This is a genomic window from Psychrobacter sp. GTC18467, assembly GCF_055397455.1.
This window is the reverse complement of record NZ_AP038920.1, coordinates 894,164-911,687: the sequence shown is the minus strand read 5'-3', so window position 1 is coordinate 911,687 and position 17,524 is coordinate 894,164. Positions and strand designations below refer to the sequence as shown.

15 protein-coding genes are annotated in these 17,524 nt (G+C 45.7%); 7 read left to right on the top strand and 8 right to left on the bottom strand.

From position 1 onward, the window contains the following. The first annotated feature begins 162 nt into the window (after window positions 1-162). Window positions 163-405 carry a hydroxyisourate hydrolase gene (gene uraH, locus ACZ5XY_RS03855; protein WP_464743107.1) on the top strand — a complete coding sequence of 81 codons (243 nt, stop codon included), beginning with the start codon at window positions 163-165 and terminating at the stop codon, window positions 403-405. A gap of 81 nt (window positions 406-486) precedes the next feature. Here the strand turns inward: uraH and trhO are convergent, their stop codons facing one another. The 4 genes from trhO to metX form a co-directional block, all read right to left on the bottom strand. Further along, window positions 487-1,521 carry an oxygen-dependent tRNA uridine(34) hydroxylase TrhO gene (gene trhO / locus ACZ5XY_RS03850; RefSeq protein WP_464743106.1) on the bottom strand — a complete coding sequence of 345 codons (1,035 nt, stop codon included), beginning with the start codon at window positions 1,519-1,521 and terminating at the stop codon, window positions 487-489. A 233-nt stretch (window positions 1,522-1,754) separates the two neighbouring features. After that, window positions 1,755-2,336 (bottom strand): tetratricopeptide repeat protein, encoded by a 582-nt coding sequence (locus ACZ5XY_RS03845; RefSeq protein WP_464743105.1) that lies wholly within the window; start codon window positions 2,334-2,336, stop codon window positions 1,755-1,757. 279 nt (window positions 2,337-2,615) lie between these two features. Next, window positions 2,616-3,251, bottom strand: coding sequence for a methionine biosynthesis protein MetW (metW, locus tag ACZ5XY_RS03840; RefSeq protein WP_464743104.1), 636 nt, complete (start codon window positions 3,249-3,251; stop codon window positions 2,616-2,618). Continuing rightward, the gene (gene metX, locus ACZ5XY_RS03835) at window positions 3,248-4,651 is read right to left on the bottom strand and encodes a homoserine O-succinyltransferase MetX (protein WP_464743103.1); all 1,404 of its coding nucleotides are present in this window, start codon (window positions 4,649-4,651) and stop codon (window positions 3,248-3,250) included. Before metX ends, metW begins: the two co-directional genes overlap by 4 nt. A gap of 233 nt (window positions 4,652-4,884) precedes the next feature. Between metX and hemH the strand changes: the two genes are divergently transcribed. Then, on the top strand, window positions 4,885-5,904 hold the full coding sequence (hemH, locus tag ACZ5XY_RS03830) for a ferrochelatase (protein WP_464743102.1): 1,020 nt from the start codon (window positions 4,885-4,887) through the stop codon (window positions 5,902-5,904). A 30-nt stretch (window positions 5,905-5,934) separates the two neighbouring features. Further along, a complete protein-coding gene (locus tag ACZ5XY_RS03825; RefSeq protein WP_464743101.1) occupies window positions 5,935-6,777 on the top strand; it encodes a BPSS1780 family membrane protein in 843 nt (280 codons plus the stop codon). A gap of 117 nt (window positions 6,778-6,894) precedes the next feature. Here the strand turns inward: ACZ5XY_RS03825 and ACZ5XY_RS03820 are convergent, their stop codons facing one another. The 4 genes from ACZ5XY_RS03820 to ACZ5XY_RS03805 all read right to left on the bottom strand — a co-directional run bounded on the left by ACZ5XY_RS03820 (window position 6,895) and on the right by ACZ5XY_RS03805 (window position 11,826). Continuing rightward, a complete protein-coding gene (locus ACZ5XY_RS03820; protein WP_464743100.1) occupies window positions 6,895-7,227 on the bottom strand; it encodes a hypothetical protein in 333 nt (110 codons plus the stop codon). A 205-nt stretch (window positions 7,228-7,432) separates the two neighbouring features. Continuing rightward, the gene (locus ACZ5XY_RS03815; RefSeq protein WP_464743099.1) at window positions 7,433-8,221 is read right to left on the bottom strand and encodes an SDR family NAD(P)-dependent oxidoreductase; all 789 of its coding nucleotides are present in this window, start codon (window positions 8,219-8,221) and stop codon (window positions 7,433-7,435) included. Window positions 8,222-8,317: 96 nt separating this feature from the next. Then, a complete protein-coding gene (gene polA / locus ACZ5XY_RS03810; RefSeq protein WP_464743098.1) occupies window positions 8,318-11,263 on the bottom strand; it encodes a DNA polymerase I in 2,946 nt (981 codons plus the stop codon). 146 nt (window positions 11,264-11,409) lie between these two features. Beyond that, window positions 11,410-11,826, bottom strand: coding sequence for an Ohr family peroxiredoxin (locus ACZ5XY_RS03805; RefSeq protein ID WP_464743097.1), 417 nt, complete (start codon window positions 11,824-11,826; stop codon window positions 11,410-11,412). Window positions 11,827-12,059: 233 nt separating this feature from the next. On the opposite strand from ACZ5XY_RS03805, the gene ACZ5XY_RS03800 reads away from it, so the two are divergent. The 4 genes from ACZ5XY_RS03800 to ACZ5XY_RS03785 all read left to right on the top strand — a co-directional run bounded on the left by ACZ5XY_RS03800 (window position 12,060) and on the right by ACZ5XY_RS03785 (window position 17,204). Beyond that, complete coding sequence (locus ACZ5XY_RS03800; RefSeq protein ID WP_464743096.1) at window positions 12,060-12,956, top strand: hypothetical protein; 897 nt, start codon at window positions 12,060-12,062, stop codon at window positions 12,954-12,956. Between the two features lie 209 nt (window positions 12,957-13,165). After that, window positions 13,166-14,773, top strand: coding sequence for a peptide chain release factor 3 (locus ACZ5XY_RS03795; protein WP_464743095.1), 1,608 nt, complete (start codon window positions 13,166-13,168; stop codon window positions 14,771-14,773). 182 nt (window positions 14,774-14,955) lie between these two features. Beyond that, window positions 14,956-15,759 carry an RsiV family protein gene (locus ACZ5XY_RS03790; protein ID WP_464743094.1) on the top strand — a complete coding sequence of 268 codons (804 nt, stop codon included), beginning with the start codon at window positions 14,956-14,958 and terminating at the stop codon, window positions 15,757-15,759. Window positions 15,760-15,821: 62 nt separating this feature from the next. After that, window positions 15,822-17,204 carry an FHA domain-containing protein gene (locus ACZ5XY_RS03785; RefSeq protein WP_464743093.1) on the top strand — a complete coding sequence of 461 codons (1,383 nt, stop codon included), beginning with the start codon at window positions 15,822-15,824 and terminating at the stop codon, window positions 17,202-17,204. The last annotated feature ends 320 nt before the right edge of the window (window positions 17,205-17,524 follow it).

The following is a 17,524-nucleotide window of genomic DNA, read 5'->3' as shown; positions in this document are numbered from 1 at the left end:
AATAGCACCTGATTGATAAGTTAATATAAACACTGTTAGCTGAGCTGCCTCGGTACTGACACTATTTCTCTTGTTAACTTTCCCAACTCAAAAAATAATAACCTAAAAGACAGGAAACTTCATGAAACTCATGCTCAACACAAAAATGGCGGCAGTTGGAAATTGCTCGACACAAAAAAAACCGGCAATGATGGTCGAATTCCAGACTTTTTACCCAATGACGGCGGCATGGGTCACGACGGGACTTATAAGCTGATTTTTGAAACCACGCCGTATTTTTATAAGCAAGGCTTAAAGTCCTTTTACCCTTATGTTGAGGTTAACTTTAACATTGAAGGCAATCAGCATTATCATGTGCCGATTACCTTATCGCCTTACGGCTACAGCACTTATCGCGGCAGCTAAGCGTCATTTAAAGCGTAGCTTAACCGTAAAAAAAAGAGGCGATATCAGCCTCTTTTTTATATTTATGAGTAAAGCGTAAAACTAAGCTTTGGCTGACGTTGATTTTTTGGCTCGAGCCGGTTCTTGCTGCTGCCTTGCTTCAAGTTTTTCGGCGCGGCGCTTTTCAATAACGTCAACCACATTGCCGCCGATATGCTCCTCGCCGCGCTTTGCTGCAAGGTTGATTTGGTGCTCACGCTCGCGAAAGCGCGCTTTTTGTGCTTCAGTTGCGCTATCGATGCAATGCGGGCAAGACTCACCTTTGACATACGCTGCTGATTTCATGTCCTCAAGCGTAATGGGCATTCGGCAGGCAAAGCACTGCTCATAATCGCCTTTTTCTAAATCATGGTTGACCGCCACGCGATTGTCAAACACAAAGCAGTCGCCTTGCCAAAGCGATTCATCTTTTGGCACGTCTTCTAAATATTTTAAAATGCCGCCTTCTAGATGATAGACCTCTTCAAAGCCTTGCTCGCGCATGAACGCGGTTGATTTTTCGCAGCGAATGCCGCCGGTGCAAAACATGGCCACTTTTTTATGCTGCTTTGGGTCAAGATTTTGCGCAACAAACTCTGGAAACTCGCGAAAGGTTTTGGTATTTGGATTGAGCGCGTTTTTAAAGGTACCGATTTGAACTTCGTAATCGTTTCGGGTATCGACAAGCACCACCTCAGGATCGGAAATCAGCGTGTTCCAATCGCTAGGCTTGACGTAGCGCCCGACCGATTGCAGCGGGTCAATACCTTCAACGCCCATGGTGACGATTTCTTTTTTTAGCTTCACTTTGGTACGATAAAACGGCTGCTCGTGAGTGTAGGACTCTTTAAATACAAACTCGCCAATCGCGGGAATTTGTCGTAAAAACTCAAGAACGGCATCAATACCGTGACGGCTTCCTGAAATCGTCCCGTTAATGCCCTCGCTTGCGATAAGCAGCGTGCCTTTAACGTCGTGCTCAAGCATCGCGTTTAAAATCGGCTCGCGGTAGCGTTCAAAATCGGCAAACGGGGTAAATTTATAAAGGGCGGCAACCACGATATTGTTGGTAGCAGCATCATAAGAAGGTTGGTTCATGCTATCTCCTGCGGGCTAGGGCGTAATCCTAGAGCAATGATGATTAAAATTGGCAATCAGCAAATTTTGCCAATGGCGCGGCAAGTTTAGCAAAATTTATGAAAACTTTGAATGATTTAGCGCAAAATAATTGCCGTAAAAACAAAAAATCCCAACGCTAAAGTTAGGATTTAAAGAGCCGGAAATTGAAAGTTTGAAAAATTTTTAAATAAATCGCGGTGACCGCTTATTTGCTATTTATTTTGAAACCAGCGGTCGGCTTGGGTTCGGGCGCTATTGATGTCTGAGCTTGATAAGTTCAATGCCAACTCGCCAATTTTACCGCGGGCTTTGCTGCGTACTTTTTCATCAAGCATGCCATCACGAGCAGCTAAATCATACCATTTATAAGCATCAACGAGGTTTTTTTGTTTTTCATCAAGCAAAGCTAAGGTATAGCTTGCGCGGTTGTCGCCACGCATGGCGGCTTTTTCTAACCATTTGCGGGCTTGTTGCAGGTTGGGCTGAACGCCTTCACCGCGAAGGTACATGATTCCCAAATTTAACTGGGCAGGAGCAACGCCTTGTTCGGCGGCGCGGGTATACCACTGGATGGCTTGCTGGGTATTTTTAGCCACGCCCTGACCTTTTTGCAGGCGCTTTGCCAAATAAAACTGGGCGTGGTCGTTACCTTGGGCAGCATGAGAGGACAGCTCGCTGACACTCATAATTTCATAACGTGAGGTGTCAAGCGGAATGTTGGCAACCAATTCGGCATTGGCAAGACTTGCCGTGGTCAAAACGGCAGTAAATAAGGCGGCTTTAAAAAATCGCATAGCAGCTCCGAATCAAGATAAATGAACTGTAATTAAAGATTGACCGATGCCGTTATTAGCTTGTAATCAGGAGTAATAAAAACCCTTTACGCTAACGCAACAGATAAACGGTTGTAACCTAGGGGTCTTTAACAAGACTTGCTAAGCTTACCATTCAAAATTACCAAACTCAAATATTAATTACTTAAAATTACCGCCAATAGCCCTTATTTTCGTGATAAAAATCATGGTGTTACACTTAAGAAAGATTTTAGAGAGTTGACAGTAAAATAAATTTTACTAGCTTTGATTCAAATCTTTATCGACGGACGGTCGAGTTACCCGATAAATGGCAATATCTGCCAATAGATTTGGCGCTTGTCGAATCAGCGTTTTCATCAGTGGATTGGGGTTTCGGGTGGAGTCGCTCACGGCAAAGCGGCTTAAAATTTGGATATTATGACTGGCGCAAAGTGCTTCAAAGTCATTAAAGGTGCAAAGGTGAATGTTTGGGGTGTCGTACCACTCGTAAGGCAGGGCTTCGGATACCGGCATCAAGCCTTTTAGCCCTAAATGCAGGCGATTTTGCCAATGGGCGAAGTTTGGAAAGGTAATCACCGCTTCACGACCCACCCGCAGCATATCAAGAAGCAATTTATCGGGCGCTATCACCGCTTGCAACGCGCGCGCCATAATGACCGTATCAAAGCTGTTGTCGTCAAATCGAGATAAACCATCGTTTAAATCTTGCTCAATGATGGAAAGCCCGTTGGCAATGGCTTCATTGATTTTGTCGGGGTCGATTTCAAGACCATAGCCGGTGACGCCAAATTTTGATTGCAAATGCGCCAGCAGCTCGCCATTGCCGCAGCCTAAATCCAATACGTGCGATTTTGGCGCAATCCAGCGCTCCGCTAATTGGTGGTCCATTCTCATTGCGGCGCTCCTGATGTTTGGGAGGTTGGGGATGTTGCATTTAAACTGGCTTGAAATGGCGCCTCTTGAATAAATGGCGCGGTTAAAAAGCCTTTAATTGCGGTCATATAGCGTGGAATGTCAAATAAAAAGGAATCGTGACCGTGCGGCGCGTCGATATTTAAATAACTGACCGGCTTTTTGGTTGCCATCAGCGCATTAACGATTTCTTGCGAGCGCTCAGGGGCAAAGCGCCAATCGGTGGTAAATGACATCACCAAATATTGGCATTTGGAAACCGCTAACGCTTTGGCAAGCGCGTCTTTGCCCTCAAAATCGCGGGCAGGGTCAAAATAATCCAGCGCTTTGGTCATCAGCAAATAGGTATTGGCGTCAAAGTTTTCGCTAAAGCGCTCGCCTTGATAGCGAAGATAGCTTTCCACTTGAAATTCAACATCGTAGCCGTACATAAATTTGCCGGATTTTAAATCGCGACCAAATTTAGTCATCATCGCATCTTCGGTCAAATAAGTGATGTGACCGACCATTCTTGCTAAAATCAAACCGCGTCTTGGGTAGGTTCCGGCTTGTAAATACCTGCCGTTGTTAAAATCAGGGTCGGATAAAATGGATTGGCGCGCCACCTCGTTAAAGGCGATATTTTGCGCCGAAAGCTTGGGCGTACTGGCAATCACCACGCAGCGCTTAAGTCGGTCTGGATAGCTGACCGACCATTGCAGCGCTTGCATTCCGCCCATTGAGCCGCCAACGATGGCATGCCAAATATCAATGCCCAAATAATCCGACAGCATCGCCTGCGTCTTGACCCAATCTCTAATCGTCACCAGCGGAAAATCAGGACCATAAGGCACCGGCGTTTCGCCCTCTTTTTGGCTTTCAGGATTGATGGTAGTAGGACCTGTTGAACCAAAGCAGCTGCCGATATTGTTGACACAAACCACAAAAAAGCGGTTGGTATCAATGGCTTTATTGGGACCAATCATATTGTCCCACCAGCCGGCTTTTTTATCGTCCGCGCTGTGGTAGCCTGCTGCGTGATGGCTTCCGGATAGGGCATGACAAATTAAAATGGCGTTGCTTTTATCGCGATTTAGCGTGCCGTAAGTTTCATAAACTAAGTCGAATGAGGGCAAAATCCGGTTACAAACAAGGGTTAGGGGTTCATCACAATGAAAAATTTTCGGGGTGACAATCCCCACTGAGCCTTCCTCGGTTGAGTAGTTTTTTGCTTTGATATAATTGTCTTTACTAATCGAAGCGGCAAACGGTGCTTGCTCGTTTTTCAAGTCGTCATTTTTCAAGTCGTCATTTTTCATTGCCATTGCCATCGAATCTGCACCATCATTTTGCAATAGCGAGTTATCAATTAGGTCATCAGCAGAGTTTGGGCGTGTGTTCAAAGCAACCTCACAAAGGCATGAAAAATGGACGTTAACACCATAACAAATAACGGATAAAATAACGATTGTAATGGCGACTCTATTGTAGGGCGCTGGACGGTCAAGCACAACCACCCATTAAAAAATTGCTCAAAAAGGGCGACTTACTTACGCGTTGGTACTATTATAGTGGCAGCAAACTGCTAAACTAAGCATTTTTATTCTTTAACCCGATTAAGATTATCCTGACCATTATGAAGCCTGACTTACCGCCCAAAATTGCCGTCCTGCTTGTCAATTTAGGAACACCGGACGAGCCAACTGCCCCTGCCGTTCGCCGTTATTTGCGCCAGTTTTTATCCGACCCAAGAGTCATTGAAATCCCGCAGTTCGTTTGGGCAATCATTTTAAATTTGTTTGTGCTGCCAAGTCGCCCCAAGCGCGTGGCTGAAGCTTACGCCAGCATTTGGGATGGCGACTCACCCATGCGCAATATTTTAAATGAGCAGGTAAAATTGCTTGAGCCAAAGCTTGCAAGCGTTGCTGCGCCGTTTCGCGTTTCGGTTCATGCGGCGATGAGCTATGGCAATCCTGCCGTCACCACAGTGATGGATGAGCTGCGCGCGGAAGGCGTTGACCATTTTGTGGTGCTGCCGTTATTTCCACAATATTCGGCAACGTCCTCGGGGGCGGCATTTGATGCGGTGAATAAATGGGCATTGGCTCAGCGCAATATTCCAAATTTAACGATTGTCAAAGATTATTTTGCTCATCCGTTATATATCAAAGCCTTAGCCGACAGCATTCGCCGCTTTCAAGCCGAGCATGGCAAACCTGAAAAGTTGATGTTCAGCTTTCATGGCATTCCGCAGCCGTATGCGGATAAAGGCGACCCGTATCCAAAGCGCTGCCGCTGCACTGCCGCCCAAGTGGCGCAAGAGCTTGGACTCAAAGATGACGAATGGATTATCAGCTTTCAATCACGCTTTGGTAAGCAAGAATGGGTCAAGCCTTATACCGATGTGGTTTTAGATGACTGGGCAAAATCTGGGGTAAAATCAGTGCAGATTATCAGCCCTGCGTTTTCCGCCGATTGTCTTGAAACGCTTGAGGAGCTTGCCATTGAAAACCGCGATAACTTCATCAATGCCGGTGGTCAAGAATATCATTATATCCCTGCGCTGAACATCGATGAGGCGCACATTGACTTAATGGCTGCGCTTGCGGCACCGTTGGTTCAAGGTTGGGCAGGAACGCTGACCGGCTGGGAATAAACATCATTTTTATCATTTTTTGAGGTGAGTATGGCAAATTCTAACGAGCCGTTACCAACATCTTCACTTAATTTGCAAAAAAGAGCGGCATCAACGCCGCTGCCGCCAAATATTCCGCCGACGGATGATTATGGCATGATGTTGCCAAGGCTACTTCCTGCCCCAAGAGCTTGCACTGCCAGTGCCGGCGTCATGTGGGTGGTGCAAGCGTTCAGTCTATTTCAGCGCCAAGCGCTGCTTTGGCTCGGAATGGGGGCAACGCTGCTGATTATTTTAGGCATTTTAGGGGCAATACCGTTTTTAAATATCTTTATGGTCATCATCGTTTTTATCTTTGTTGGCGGTATTGTCAAAGGGGCAGCGGCGCAGTCACAAGGCGATGAATTGCGCTTTGATTATTTATTTTCAGGGTTTAAATCGCACGGTAAGCCGCTGTTAATTCTTGGGTTATTGTATTTGCTAGGTACGATTGTTTGCATGATTCCGATGATTATCGGTGTGGGCAGTGTGGCATTTTTTCTCTCCCCTGACAATTATAACGCGATGCACGAGTTTTCCATCAGCGGCTTGATAATTGGCTATTTGCTGAGCATGCTGCTATCCATTCCCTTAATGATGGCGATTTGGTTTGCCCCTGCGCTGATTGTGCTTCATGATATTGATGCCATCACCGCGCTGAAAAAAAGCTTTCAAGGCTGCAAAAAAAATCTTATTCCGCTGTTTGTTTATGGCTTGATGTGTTTGGTTGTCTTTCCGATGGTTATTTTATTTACTTTAGGACTTGGAATATTCTTGGTGATTCCGATTTTACTTTTGACTTATTTTACCAGTTACCGCGACGTTTGGACCGACCAGCCATTAAATGCGCATTAACAATGCCGTTGATAAAAGCAAGCCCACTGATAAAAGCAAGCAATGACAGCTAAAATACCCACCGCAAAATAAAAAAGCACTTCAAATCCTAAAGTGCTTTTTTATTATTTGCTTTATCTATAAATCATCATTAAAGCTATTTTGAGCAGCATCCTTATCGGCAATAGCCACAATGTCGGGGTAGCGCGGGTCATCAAGATGCTCCTCAATGAGCAATTCATCGATTCGTGAGTCATCAATGTTTTGCTGATGAACCGGCGTTTCTCCTTGAATGGTCTCTGAGCTGCCAATGCGCGAGTTGCTAAACTCTTGGTCATCGCTGATGAGCGGTTCATCAGCCGTGGTGTGCAGCATGGGGTCATTTAAATCAAGCATTTGGTCGTCTTCGCCGTCTAAATAGTCCATATCATCGTCAAGGGGCAATTTTGAATTGTCAGCTGAGCTTTCCATAAAGTTATCCTTTTTTAGTTGTTGTAGTTGAATTATTTTAAAAAAGCAGTTTTTTTTAGGGTGGTTTGAAACTTAGTTTGCCCTAAATTACCTTTGCTCAGTAGTGCTAAGCTGTCACAGGATGTTCAAACTGTGTAATAAAAAACGGCAACCAAAAAGATTGCCGTAATTTATAAAAAATATTTTAAAAGCCGATGTTAAACGCTTATTTTGCGCCAACTTTGGTGTTAATCCAGCGCATGAGCGGGTCAGGGGAAACTTGCGACAGCTTTTGTAGCACTTTGGCGGGCATGCCAACCGGATAGTGGGTCGCGTGGATTTTGGCATTGGGCTTACTGACCAAGCTATAAAGCGTTTTGGCGACGTCATCGACGGTTAAATTAATTCCCAAACGGTCGATACTGGTGACGCTGATGTCTTTGGTTAAATCTGACTTGACCCAAAGCGGCATCACATCAACGACTTTAATTCCCAAATCGGCAAATTCAATGTTTAAGCCTTCGGTTAAGCCGCGAACAAAAAACTTACTTGCCGAATACGGCGCAATCTCCGATTGACCATAAATGGCAGAAGCTGAGGATAAGTTGATGATTTTGCCGTTGTCACTTTTGGCTAAATGCGGGGCAAGCTTATAGCAGCCAATCAGAACGCCTTTACAGTTGATATCAATCAAAGCTAACTGCTTTTGCAAGTCTGTTTTTGGTAATGAGCCGCTGACGATGACTCCCGCGTTGTTAATCAGCACGTCAATGCTGCCAAAGCTTTTTTGCATTAAGGCAATGGCATCGTCCCAATCGCTATCTTTGGTGACGTCCAAATGACCTTTGATAACTTTATTGTCCTCGCGCGCTTTTTTGAAGGCTTTGTCATTGATGGCGCGCTCAAGCTCGTTATCATCAATGTCAAATAAGCCTACGCTCATGCCTTTCGCTGCCAAGCGTTTGGCGGTGGCAAGCCCAATCCCGCGCGATGCCCCTGTAATGAATACGTTCATATTGTCATCCTTTATTATGAATTTAATACGCTTTTAAACTTCTTTTACAGCTACTACAACCACTTTTTAAACGACAAGCTAAATACCCATTGACGATCAATGCGCCTCATCCCAATTGCTTCCGGTGTCGGTTTCAACCAAAAGCGGAACGGCAAAATCGATATCCCAGCCCATGTTTTTGGCAGTCACCGACAGCACATTTTCCATCGCCGTTTTAATCAGTTTGCCAATCTCGTCCGCGCGGTCGGCATCAACCTCAAAGACCAGTTCGTCATGGACTTGCAGCAGCATTTTGGCGTGCTGTTTTGGCAATACCGCATCAACGGCAATCATCGCAAGCTTGATGATATCGGCAGCTGACCCTTGCAGCGGCGCATTAATGGCGGCGCGTTCGGCAGCTTGTTTGACCATTCGGTTGCTGTTGTTGATGTCAGGGGTGAACAGTTTGCGACCTAAAATCGTCTCAACAAAGCCGTGATTGACCGCGCTGTCGCGGGTGCTGACCATATAGCGCTTAACGCTTGGGTAGCGCTCAAAGTAGCGATCGATATAGTCTTGCGCCTCGCTGCGACCCATTTGCAACTGCTTGGCAAGACCAAAGGCGCTCATGCCATAAAGTAAGCCAAAATTGATGGCTTTGGCGTTTCGGCGCTCGGTGGCGCTAACTTCTGAAACCGTTTTTCCCAAAACTTCCGCTGCCGTTGCCGTATGAATGTCCAAGCCTTCGTTAAAGGCGCGGGTAAGCGTGGCGTCTTTTGAAAAATGCGCCATCAGCCGAAGCTCAATTTGCGAATAGTCGGCGGCTAAAATAACGCGATTTTCAGGGGCAATAAACGCTTGGCGGATTAAGCGACCCGTTTCAGTTCGAATCGGGATGTTTTGTAAATTCGGCTCGGTTGAGGACAAGCGCCCCGTACTGGTCAACGCTTGATGGTAACTGGTGTGAACGCGGTCGGTGTCCACATCGGCAACGTTATCAAGCGCATCGGTATAGGTGCTTTTTAGCTTGGCAAGGCTTCGGTATTCAAGGACGATATCAACCAGCGGATGGTCGATTTTGGAAAGCACCGCTTCACTGGTTGAATATTGACCTGATTTGGTTTTTTTACCGCCAGAAATACCCAACTTATCAAATAAAATCTCGCCAAGCTGTTTTGGTGATCCTAAATTAAACTCTTGGTCGGCAACGACAAAAGCGCGTTTTTCAAGGTCAATGATTTCTTCATCAAAGCGCTTGGACAGCTCTTTTAAAAATGAGCGCTTGATTAAAATGCCATTGGCTTCCATTTGGCATAAAATCTGCGCGATGGGGATTTCAAGTTTGTGCAAAAGCTTACTATTGTTCTCGTCAAGCTTTTGCCGGAACAACTCAAACAGCTGATAAGTAATGTCGGCATCTTCACAAGCATAATCGCGAGCAATATCAATGGCAACCTGATCAAAGCTGACCTGTTTTGCGCCTTTGCCAGCGACATCTTCAAAGGTGATAGTTTGCGTTTGCAAATAGTGCCGCGCCAAATCGTCCATACCGTGACGGGTGACGGCGGCGTTAAGAACGTAGCTTGCCAGCATGGTATCCATCGCCCAATTGTTTGGGGAGCTGTGAATATCACCAATCAAATCAATACTATAGCGGCTTAAAATATGCGCGTCATATTTTAAATGCTGACCAATTTTACCAATTTTGGGGTTTTCTAAAATAGGTTTGAGCGCGGCAAGCGTTTCATGTAAATCAAGCTGCTGAGAGGTTTTATCATCGTCCTCTAAGCTATGGGCAAGTGGAATATAAAACGCCTGATGCGCTGCAAAAGCAATGGCAATGCCGACCAACTCCGCCTTTTGCCAATTGATGCTTGTCGTTTCAGTATCAATCACAAAATGCGGCTGAGCTTCAAGCTTGGCAATGAGTTCATCAAGTTCTGATTTATTCAAAACCAATTGCCAAGACTTGTCGTGAGTTTTGCTATTTTTGATGTTATTAATGGTTGTTTGCTGCAAGGATTTGACGATTTGCGCTTGCGATTCGGCGTCCATTTGACTGTCCGCAACCGACCTTGCGCCATTTGCCGGATGGTTGGGATGGTCAAGCGATGCCAATTCATTTTTAAATTCAAGGGTGGTGTAAAGTTCGCGCAGCTCATCGATATGGGCGCAAGGGTCGGTATTGATTTTTAAATCTTGCCAATCTTGAGCAATGTCCAAATCCGTAACGATGGTGGCAAGCTTGGCATTTAGTGGAATATCCTCGGCAAATTCAACCAAATTTTTACCGGCGCGACCTTTGATATCGGCGACGTTGGCTAAGATATTGGGGATAGTGCCGTATTTATTGAGCAAGTCTTTTGCCGTTTTTTGACCAATCCCCGGAACGCCTTTGATGCCGTCGGAGGAGTCGCCCATGAGCGTTAAAAAGTCAATCATTTGCTCAGGGCGGATGCCAAATTTAGCCACCACGCCGTCGCTGTCGGTGATTTTATTGCTAAAGCTGTCCTCCAAAATCACGCAGTCGTTGACCAATTGCGCCATGTCTTTGTCGCCGGTTGAAATCACCACGTGATGACCTTCGGCAACCGCGCGGTGGGCAAGCGTTCCGATGATGTCGTCAGCTTCCGCGCCTTCAATTCGAAGTAGCGGAATGCCAAGGGCGCTGATTAAATGGTGCAAATAAGGGATTTGCTCGGCAAGCTCCGGCGGCATCGGTGGCCTAGCGGCTTTATAGTCACTGGATAACTGATGGCGAAAGGTCGGCGCTCGCGTATCAAACGCCACCGCCATATGCGTTGGGTGATAGCGGCGCATGAGTTTGAGTAACGCGTTCAGCGTTCCACGAATGGCGTTAGTATGCAGCCCTTTGGTGGTGGTTAGCTTGGGCAGCGCATGAAAGTTGCGAAACAAATAATACGAGCCATCCACCAAAATAAATGGCGGCGCGTCTTTATTCACGCCATTTGTGTCCATGGTGGCGACAGTTGGCATGGTGTCAAAGTTTGGCAAGGTGTTTGGGTCTAAGGGCGCGTGTGAATTGTGGTCATTTTCGGTCATAAAAGTCACGTATCAGCAGTCATATAATCAATCATTATAGCGCGAATTGTTCAGGTTGCCGAATGGCGACAAGTTACGATGTGTGAGCTCAAAAAGAACCTAAACGGCAAATTTAGGCTCTTTTTTCTTTAGGCTTTTTTAAAGGTTTATTCTTGAACTTCTGAGGTTACTTCAATATCAATGTTATTTCGGGTGGCTTTGGAATACGGACAAACTTCATGCGCTTTTTCGACCAAGCGCTGAATTTCGTCTGCCGATAAATCGGTATGGTCAGCCACAACGTGAATTTTAATGGCAAGCTTATATTCGTGCTCGCCACCTTGCAGCAAATCGACCGTCGTGTAAGTCGTTGAGCCAAAGCTTGCCCCTTCCATCTTTTTCACCACCCCAAGCGCGCCATCAAAGCAAGCGCCGTAGCCCATCGCTAAAAGCTGTTCAGGATTGTTGCCTTTATTATCCGTTCCAGGAGCAGTCATTTTAATGGTCAAATCGCTGTCGCTTAAGCTTGCCGTACCAAGTCTGCCGCCCTTGATGGTGGCTTTGGTTGAATATAAAGATTTCATGGTTGTTATTCATCCTTGTTGTCAGTGAAGTCAAAATAAGACTAACAAACCTGAGTTTGTAATTTATAGCCCTAAACCGTAAAGCTCTAGCATAATTTTGTAATCAAAATACTTTAGCATTTTAAAAACATTTGTACAATCTTGACCTATGCTTAAGAGTTAAATTGCGCTAAACTTAAAATTAATAATGAAATCTGACTCGTAAACAAAACGCTTTTTATAAGGATAAGGTTATGCCAACTGCCAAACTGAGTTATTTATTGCCAATGACCGTCGCAGCTTTAATGCTAAGTGGCTGTGGTGATGATGATAATTATTATGGCTCAGGTGGCGGCGGTGGTCGGAGTTTGAGTGTCAATCAATTTGATACAGACAGCAGCGCCATTGCGCGGATTCAAACGACGTATAAAAGAGGCGAGCGCAACTGGCAGCCAATCAGTCTTGTTGGTAATTACACCGGTCAAAAAGGCAACGAGCTTGAGCGTTCCATTGTTCTTGCCAATGAATTTGAAGGGGTTATGGAAAATAAAGACATCATAGTTAATGGAAACCAAGTCAGCCGAACGATTTATCAAAAAAATACGAATAATGCGTCAAGGCTTACGATAGATTATCAAGAGTATGATTTAGAAGGTATTTCTGCCAACAGTTATAAAAAAGATAGCGTTACCAAAAATCGCGTTGGCGTTTTGACTGATTTATATACTTTTTCAAGAATTCCAAGCGAGTTAACATTTGAGCGCGGTGCAAAATGTTTTACGCCAGTGACGAACAGTGACCGTGAACTGGTTTATTTTAACGAAAAAAATAGCACCGGCTATAAAAAGCTTAATGACTGGGTTCGCGTTACCGAAAATGCGGTCAATAGCAATTATAATAAAAGTACAAGCTTAACTCGATTAGGCGTGAATAAAGCTTATCAGGCAGCTGAAATCAATATTTTTGATAACAATCAATTAATTGGCAGCTATAACGCCGTTGAATACGATGGTCGCGTTTATACCACTATCCATGTTAAAAGTGGTCAATCAACGCCGAACCGCAATGCAAGCACTGGCGTGGTCGATTGTACGATTATTAACGATACGGCTGCTGACTTTTTACAACAGCAAATCAAAAACTATTATTAGTTTTTAACTATCAAGCCGTTTTAAAAAAAAGCCAACCTCGCGTTGGCTTTTTTGTGCTTCTTTTTTAGCGCTGTGATAGCCCAATGATTTGATAGCAAAAATAGCATCTGACCCATAATTCGGCTACAATACGCCCAGTAAAAAATTGACCCAATGGTCTTTTTAACTCTTCTAAAATTTTGAATGATTGTTAAGCGAAAACCACAATTATGAGCGCAGATTCCAAACCATCAGCAAGCAAACTCGCCCGTGAAGTGGCGCGCCGCCGCACCTTTGCCATCATCTCGCACCCTGACGCCGGTAAGACCACCATGACCGAAAAGCTGCTGCTTTGGGGGCAGGCGATTTTGGTGGCAGGCGAGGTCAAAGGCGGTAAAAACGACCGTCACGCCACCTCTGACTGGATGAGCATGGAGCAAGAGCGCGGCATTTCAATCACCACCTCGGTCATGCAGTTTCCTTATAAAGAGCACATGGTCAACCTGCTTGACACCCCCGGTCACGCCGACTTTAGCGAAGACACCTACCGGACGTTGACCGCCGTTGACAGCGCACTGATGATGGTTGATGGTGCAAAAGGCGTCGAGGAGCGAACCATCAAGCTGATGGAAGTTTGCCGGATGCGCGACACGCCGATTATCTCGTTTGTCAACAAGCTTGACCGCCAAATCCGCGACCCGTTAGAGCTGCTTGACGAGATTGAAACGGTATTAAAAATTAAATGTATTCCGCTAACTTGGCCAATCGGCATGGGTCAAGATTTTGTGGGCGTTTATCATTTGACTGAAAATAAAACCTATTTTTATGAAAAAGGTCACGGCAGCGAGATGACTGTCAGCGAAACCCGCGACGGCTACGACTATCCGGACGTCCGCGAGCGCTTAGGGTCGCTGATGTTTTCAGCCTTTGAGGAGTCATTAGAACTCGTGCAAATGGCGCTTGAAGACTTTGATATTGACGCGTTTTTAAAAGGGGAGATGACGCCGGTGCTGTTTGGAACGGCGCTTGGCAACTTTGGCGTCAATATGGTTCTTGATACTTTGATTAAATACGCGCCGCCGCCAAAAGCCCACGCCACCACCGAGCGCGAAGTATTGGCATCTGAGCCAAGTTTTAGCGGTTTTGTGTTTAAAATCCAAGCCAATATGGACCCGCGCCACCGTGACCGGATTGCCTTTTTGCGCGTTTGCTCCGGCAAATACGAAAAAGGCATGAAAATGAAGCACGTCCGATTGCAAAAAGACGTCCGAATTGCCGATGCCTTGACCTTTTTGGCAGGCGACCGCGAAGCGCTCGAGGAAGCTTACCCCGGCGACATTATCGGGCTGCATAATCATGGCACGATTTCGATTGGCGACAGCTTTACCGATGGCGAAGAGTTGAACTTTGTTGGTATTCCGCACTTTGCGCCGGAACTGTTTCGCCGAGTGGTATTAAAAGACCCGCTCAAATCAAAAGCGCTGCAAAAAGGGCTTCAGCAGCTGTCCGAGGAGGGCGCAACCCAAGTCTTTATGCCGCAGATTAATAACGATTTAATCTTGGGCGCGGTTGGGGTGCTTCAGTTTGAGGTGGTCGCGCATCGCCTAAAAGAAGAGTATAAAGTTCAATGTATTTTTGAGCCGGTATCGATTGCCACCGTTCGCTGGATTCACTGCGATGATGAAGTAGCGCTTGCTAAATTTAAGAAAAAAGCCCACGACCAACTGTCTATCGATGGCGGCGGTTATTTGACTTATCTTGCACCCTCCCGCGTCAATTTGCAGCTGATGCAAGAGCGCTACCCTGAAATTACCTTTAGCAACACCCGCGAGCACTAATCGCAATTTAAGCTGAAATAAAAAGCATGGCTCTGACAACCATGCTTTTTTATTGCGTTTTAAATCCCATTTTAAGATTTGTCAACGAAGTTTTGCGCGAATATCACACTGTTTCAACATTTATCGCGCCATCTTGCGCTACACTAAGGCAATCCACTGGCTTAACTTGAGGCAGAGCAAACATGAATAAATTGACCTTTAATAAGCGTAAACTTGTTGCAAAAGTATGCCTTACCGCGGCAATGGGGCTTGGTATGAGTCAAAGCTTTGCGGCAAACTTTATCGCCGATTTTGAGATGCTCGATTATAGCTTGCCAAAAGACGTGGTCAAGCTTTGCCAAGATAAGGACAACTGCCCTGTAGTTGAAGTTCAGCACTTAGCAAGCAGTCAAAAATGGATTGACAGCATGGTTAACAAGCGCGTGAACAATTTAGCCATTAATCATGGCATCAGCGACAAAGCACCAAGTTCAGCTACCAGTGACCAAGCTGCCAAAGCCGCGCTTAACGACTTTAGCCGAGCACAATTTCAAGATGCGCCGACAGACGCGCCTTGGGCGTACCAATTAAGCGTCACCCCAAACTATATCGGTCACATCAACGATGTTGAGCTGATTCGCATTGACAGCTATGAGTTCACCGGCGGCGCTCATGGTTTGCCTTATAGCGAGCATTTAATGTTTGACCAAAAACTTAAGCGGCAAATCAAACTTAATGATATTTTAATCACTGGTAAAAAACCCAAATTTGAAGCCCTTGCAAAAGCCGCTTATAAAAAATGGGTCAGCGAGTTTTATGATGATATTCAAGATTATGAAAAAACGTGGCCATTTAGCTTAACAGATAATGTGACGTTAACCGATAAGGGCGTCGATATCGTTTATCAGCCTTACGCCATCGCTCCTTACGCCGCCGGAATGCCAACGCTTAGCATCCCATATCAACAATTAAGCGGCATTATTAAACCGCAATATATGGTTAAATAAGCGTTTAGAATAAAAATCCCCTTTAAATGGATAACAAAAACGTAAAATTAGGAGAATAATTAATGACTTCAACCGATGAAAACCCAGTTCAAACGCCTGATAATTTGGCAGTAGCGTCAAACGATAACCCCTCGGAAACTTGGCAGCTTAACGCGCTATCTGAAGCCCTTGGCGATTTGACGTTAACCGTTACCGACAGCTTATCCGTTGGTCGGGGTAGTGACAATGACGTGGTGTTAGGAAGCAAGGAAGTCTCGCGAAACCATGCCATTTTAAGCGTGCTAAATGACCAGCTTTATGTGAAAGATTTGGATTCCTCAAACGGCACCTTTATTAATAATCAGCGTATTGAAAGTAATCAATCAAAGTATGTCAAACCTGAGGACACCATCAGCTTTGCAAGTTTTGCCTTTCAAGTGTTAAGGGTTCAGGACAACGCTTCAGCGGTCATTGAGCCGAGCGAGATTTTAGACGCTGATGAGGTGTTAGCCGTTAGTGACGCCCAAACGTCAGCCGACGTTTTAGAGCCTGAAGTGATTGAAGCCATTCCGCTTCATGATACTCAGCCTTTAGACGCATCAATACAAACCACAACCGATAGCACTGCCGAGCCGCTTGAAGTCGTGATTAATAACGAGGAGCGCGTCGATATTTTAGAGGTTCGCTCAGCGGCAGCCAGTGACGAAAACAGCGATGTTGAAAGTGCTGAGCTTGAGACGAGCGTCCCCGACCCATTAGAAGATATTGTAGCGGATAATAAGCCAACAGACGAGCCGTTAGCAACCGCAACAACGAACGATTATGACCAGCGTATTGATAACGTTTCTGAGGTTCATCCGGCATCAAGCAATAGCGCAGAGCTTGAAGATAGTGTTCCTGATCCCTTGCAACAAGACGCGGGTTCAACTCCCGCCATCGCCAGTGAAGTGGCAATGAATGATGCTTTAACGACCAAAGCGCCTGCCCAAGACCAAGTGCTGACAGATGAGCACCTTGTAAAAACGCCAAAACCAACTGCTCCTGACACCGCATCTTTTGTGCAAACACCTGTCGTTGATGAGCCACTTATCAGCAAGACTGCTACTGACGAGCCGCTGATAGTTGAGCCTGAAGCCGCGCCGACCGCTGTTGATAATCTGAGCCAAAGCGCTCAGCTGGCAAGCGAGCACGACAAAACGACCACCACGCCGCTGCAAGAAGAAGCTGACCCCGATATCTTACGCGCCAAACAAGCTGCTACCGCGCAGTTTTCCGGAACGGCAAACTTAGGCGCACCTCGAGACGTTGGCACCGAAGGCAACAATGCCCTTGACCAAGCGGTGAACAATCCGGCAACTGCAAACGTCGCCCCTAAAAAGCCAAGCGGCAGCTGGTTTATTTGGGTGTTTGTTGCGGTCATTATTATCGGAATTGCCATTTGGCTATTTAATATGGGCGGCATGTAACACCAAGGAGCATTGCGGCGATTGGCAATAAGCCCGCGTCGCCTTAAAAGTCATTTTTATTGCTGACTTTTTTATGGTTGTTGACATTGATGCCCTCAATAAGGTCGCCAGATTTGCTATACTGGTCGGCCTTATTGCGTTTAAATTTTGCTCAGCCTATCAACGTTTGAAATTAAGCGGCTTGATAGCTCAGGGTTAGCAGATTGCTAAAGGCGCCAACCGTTTTTAACCCACCTTTTTATTGTTTTTCATGTGCTGTCAAGCGCTGTCAGTGAAGCGCCTTGCTGCTGACTGGTTTTAACTGATTATTCACTTGCCAA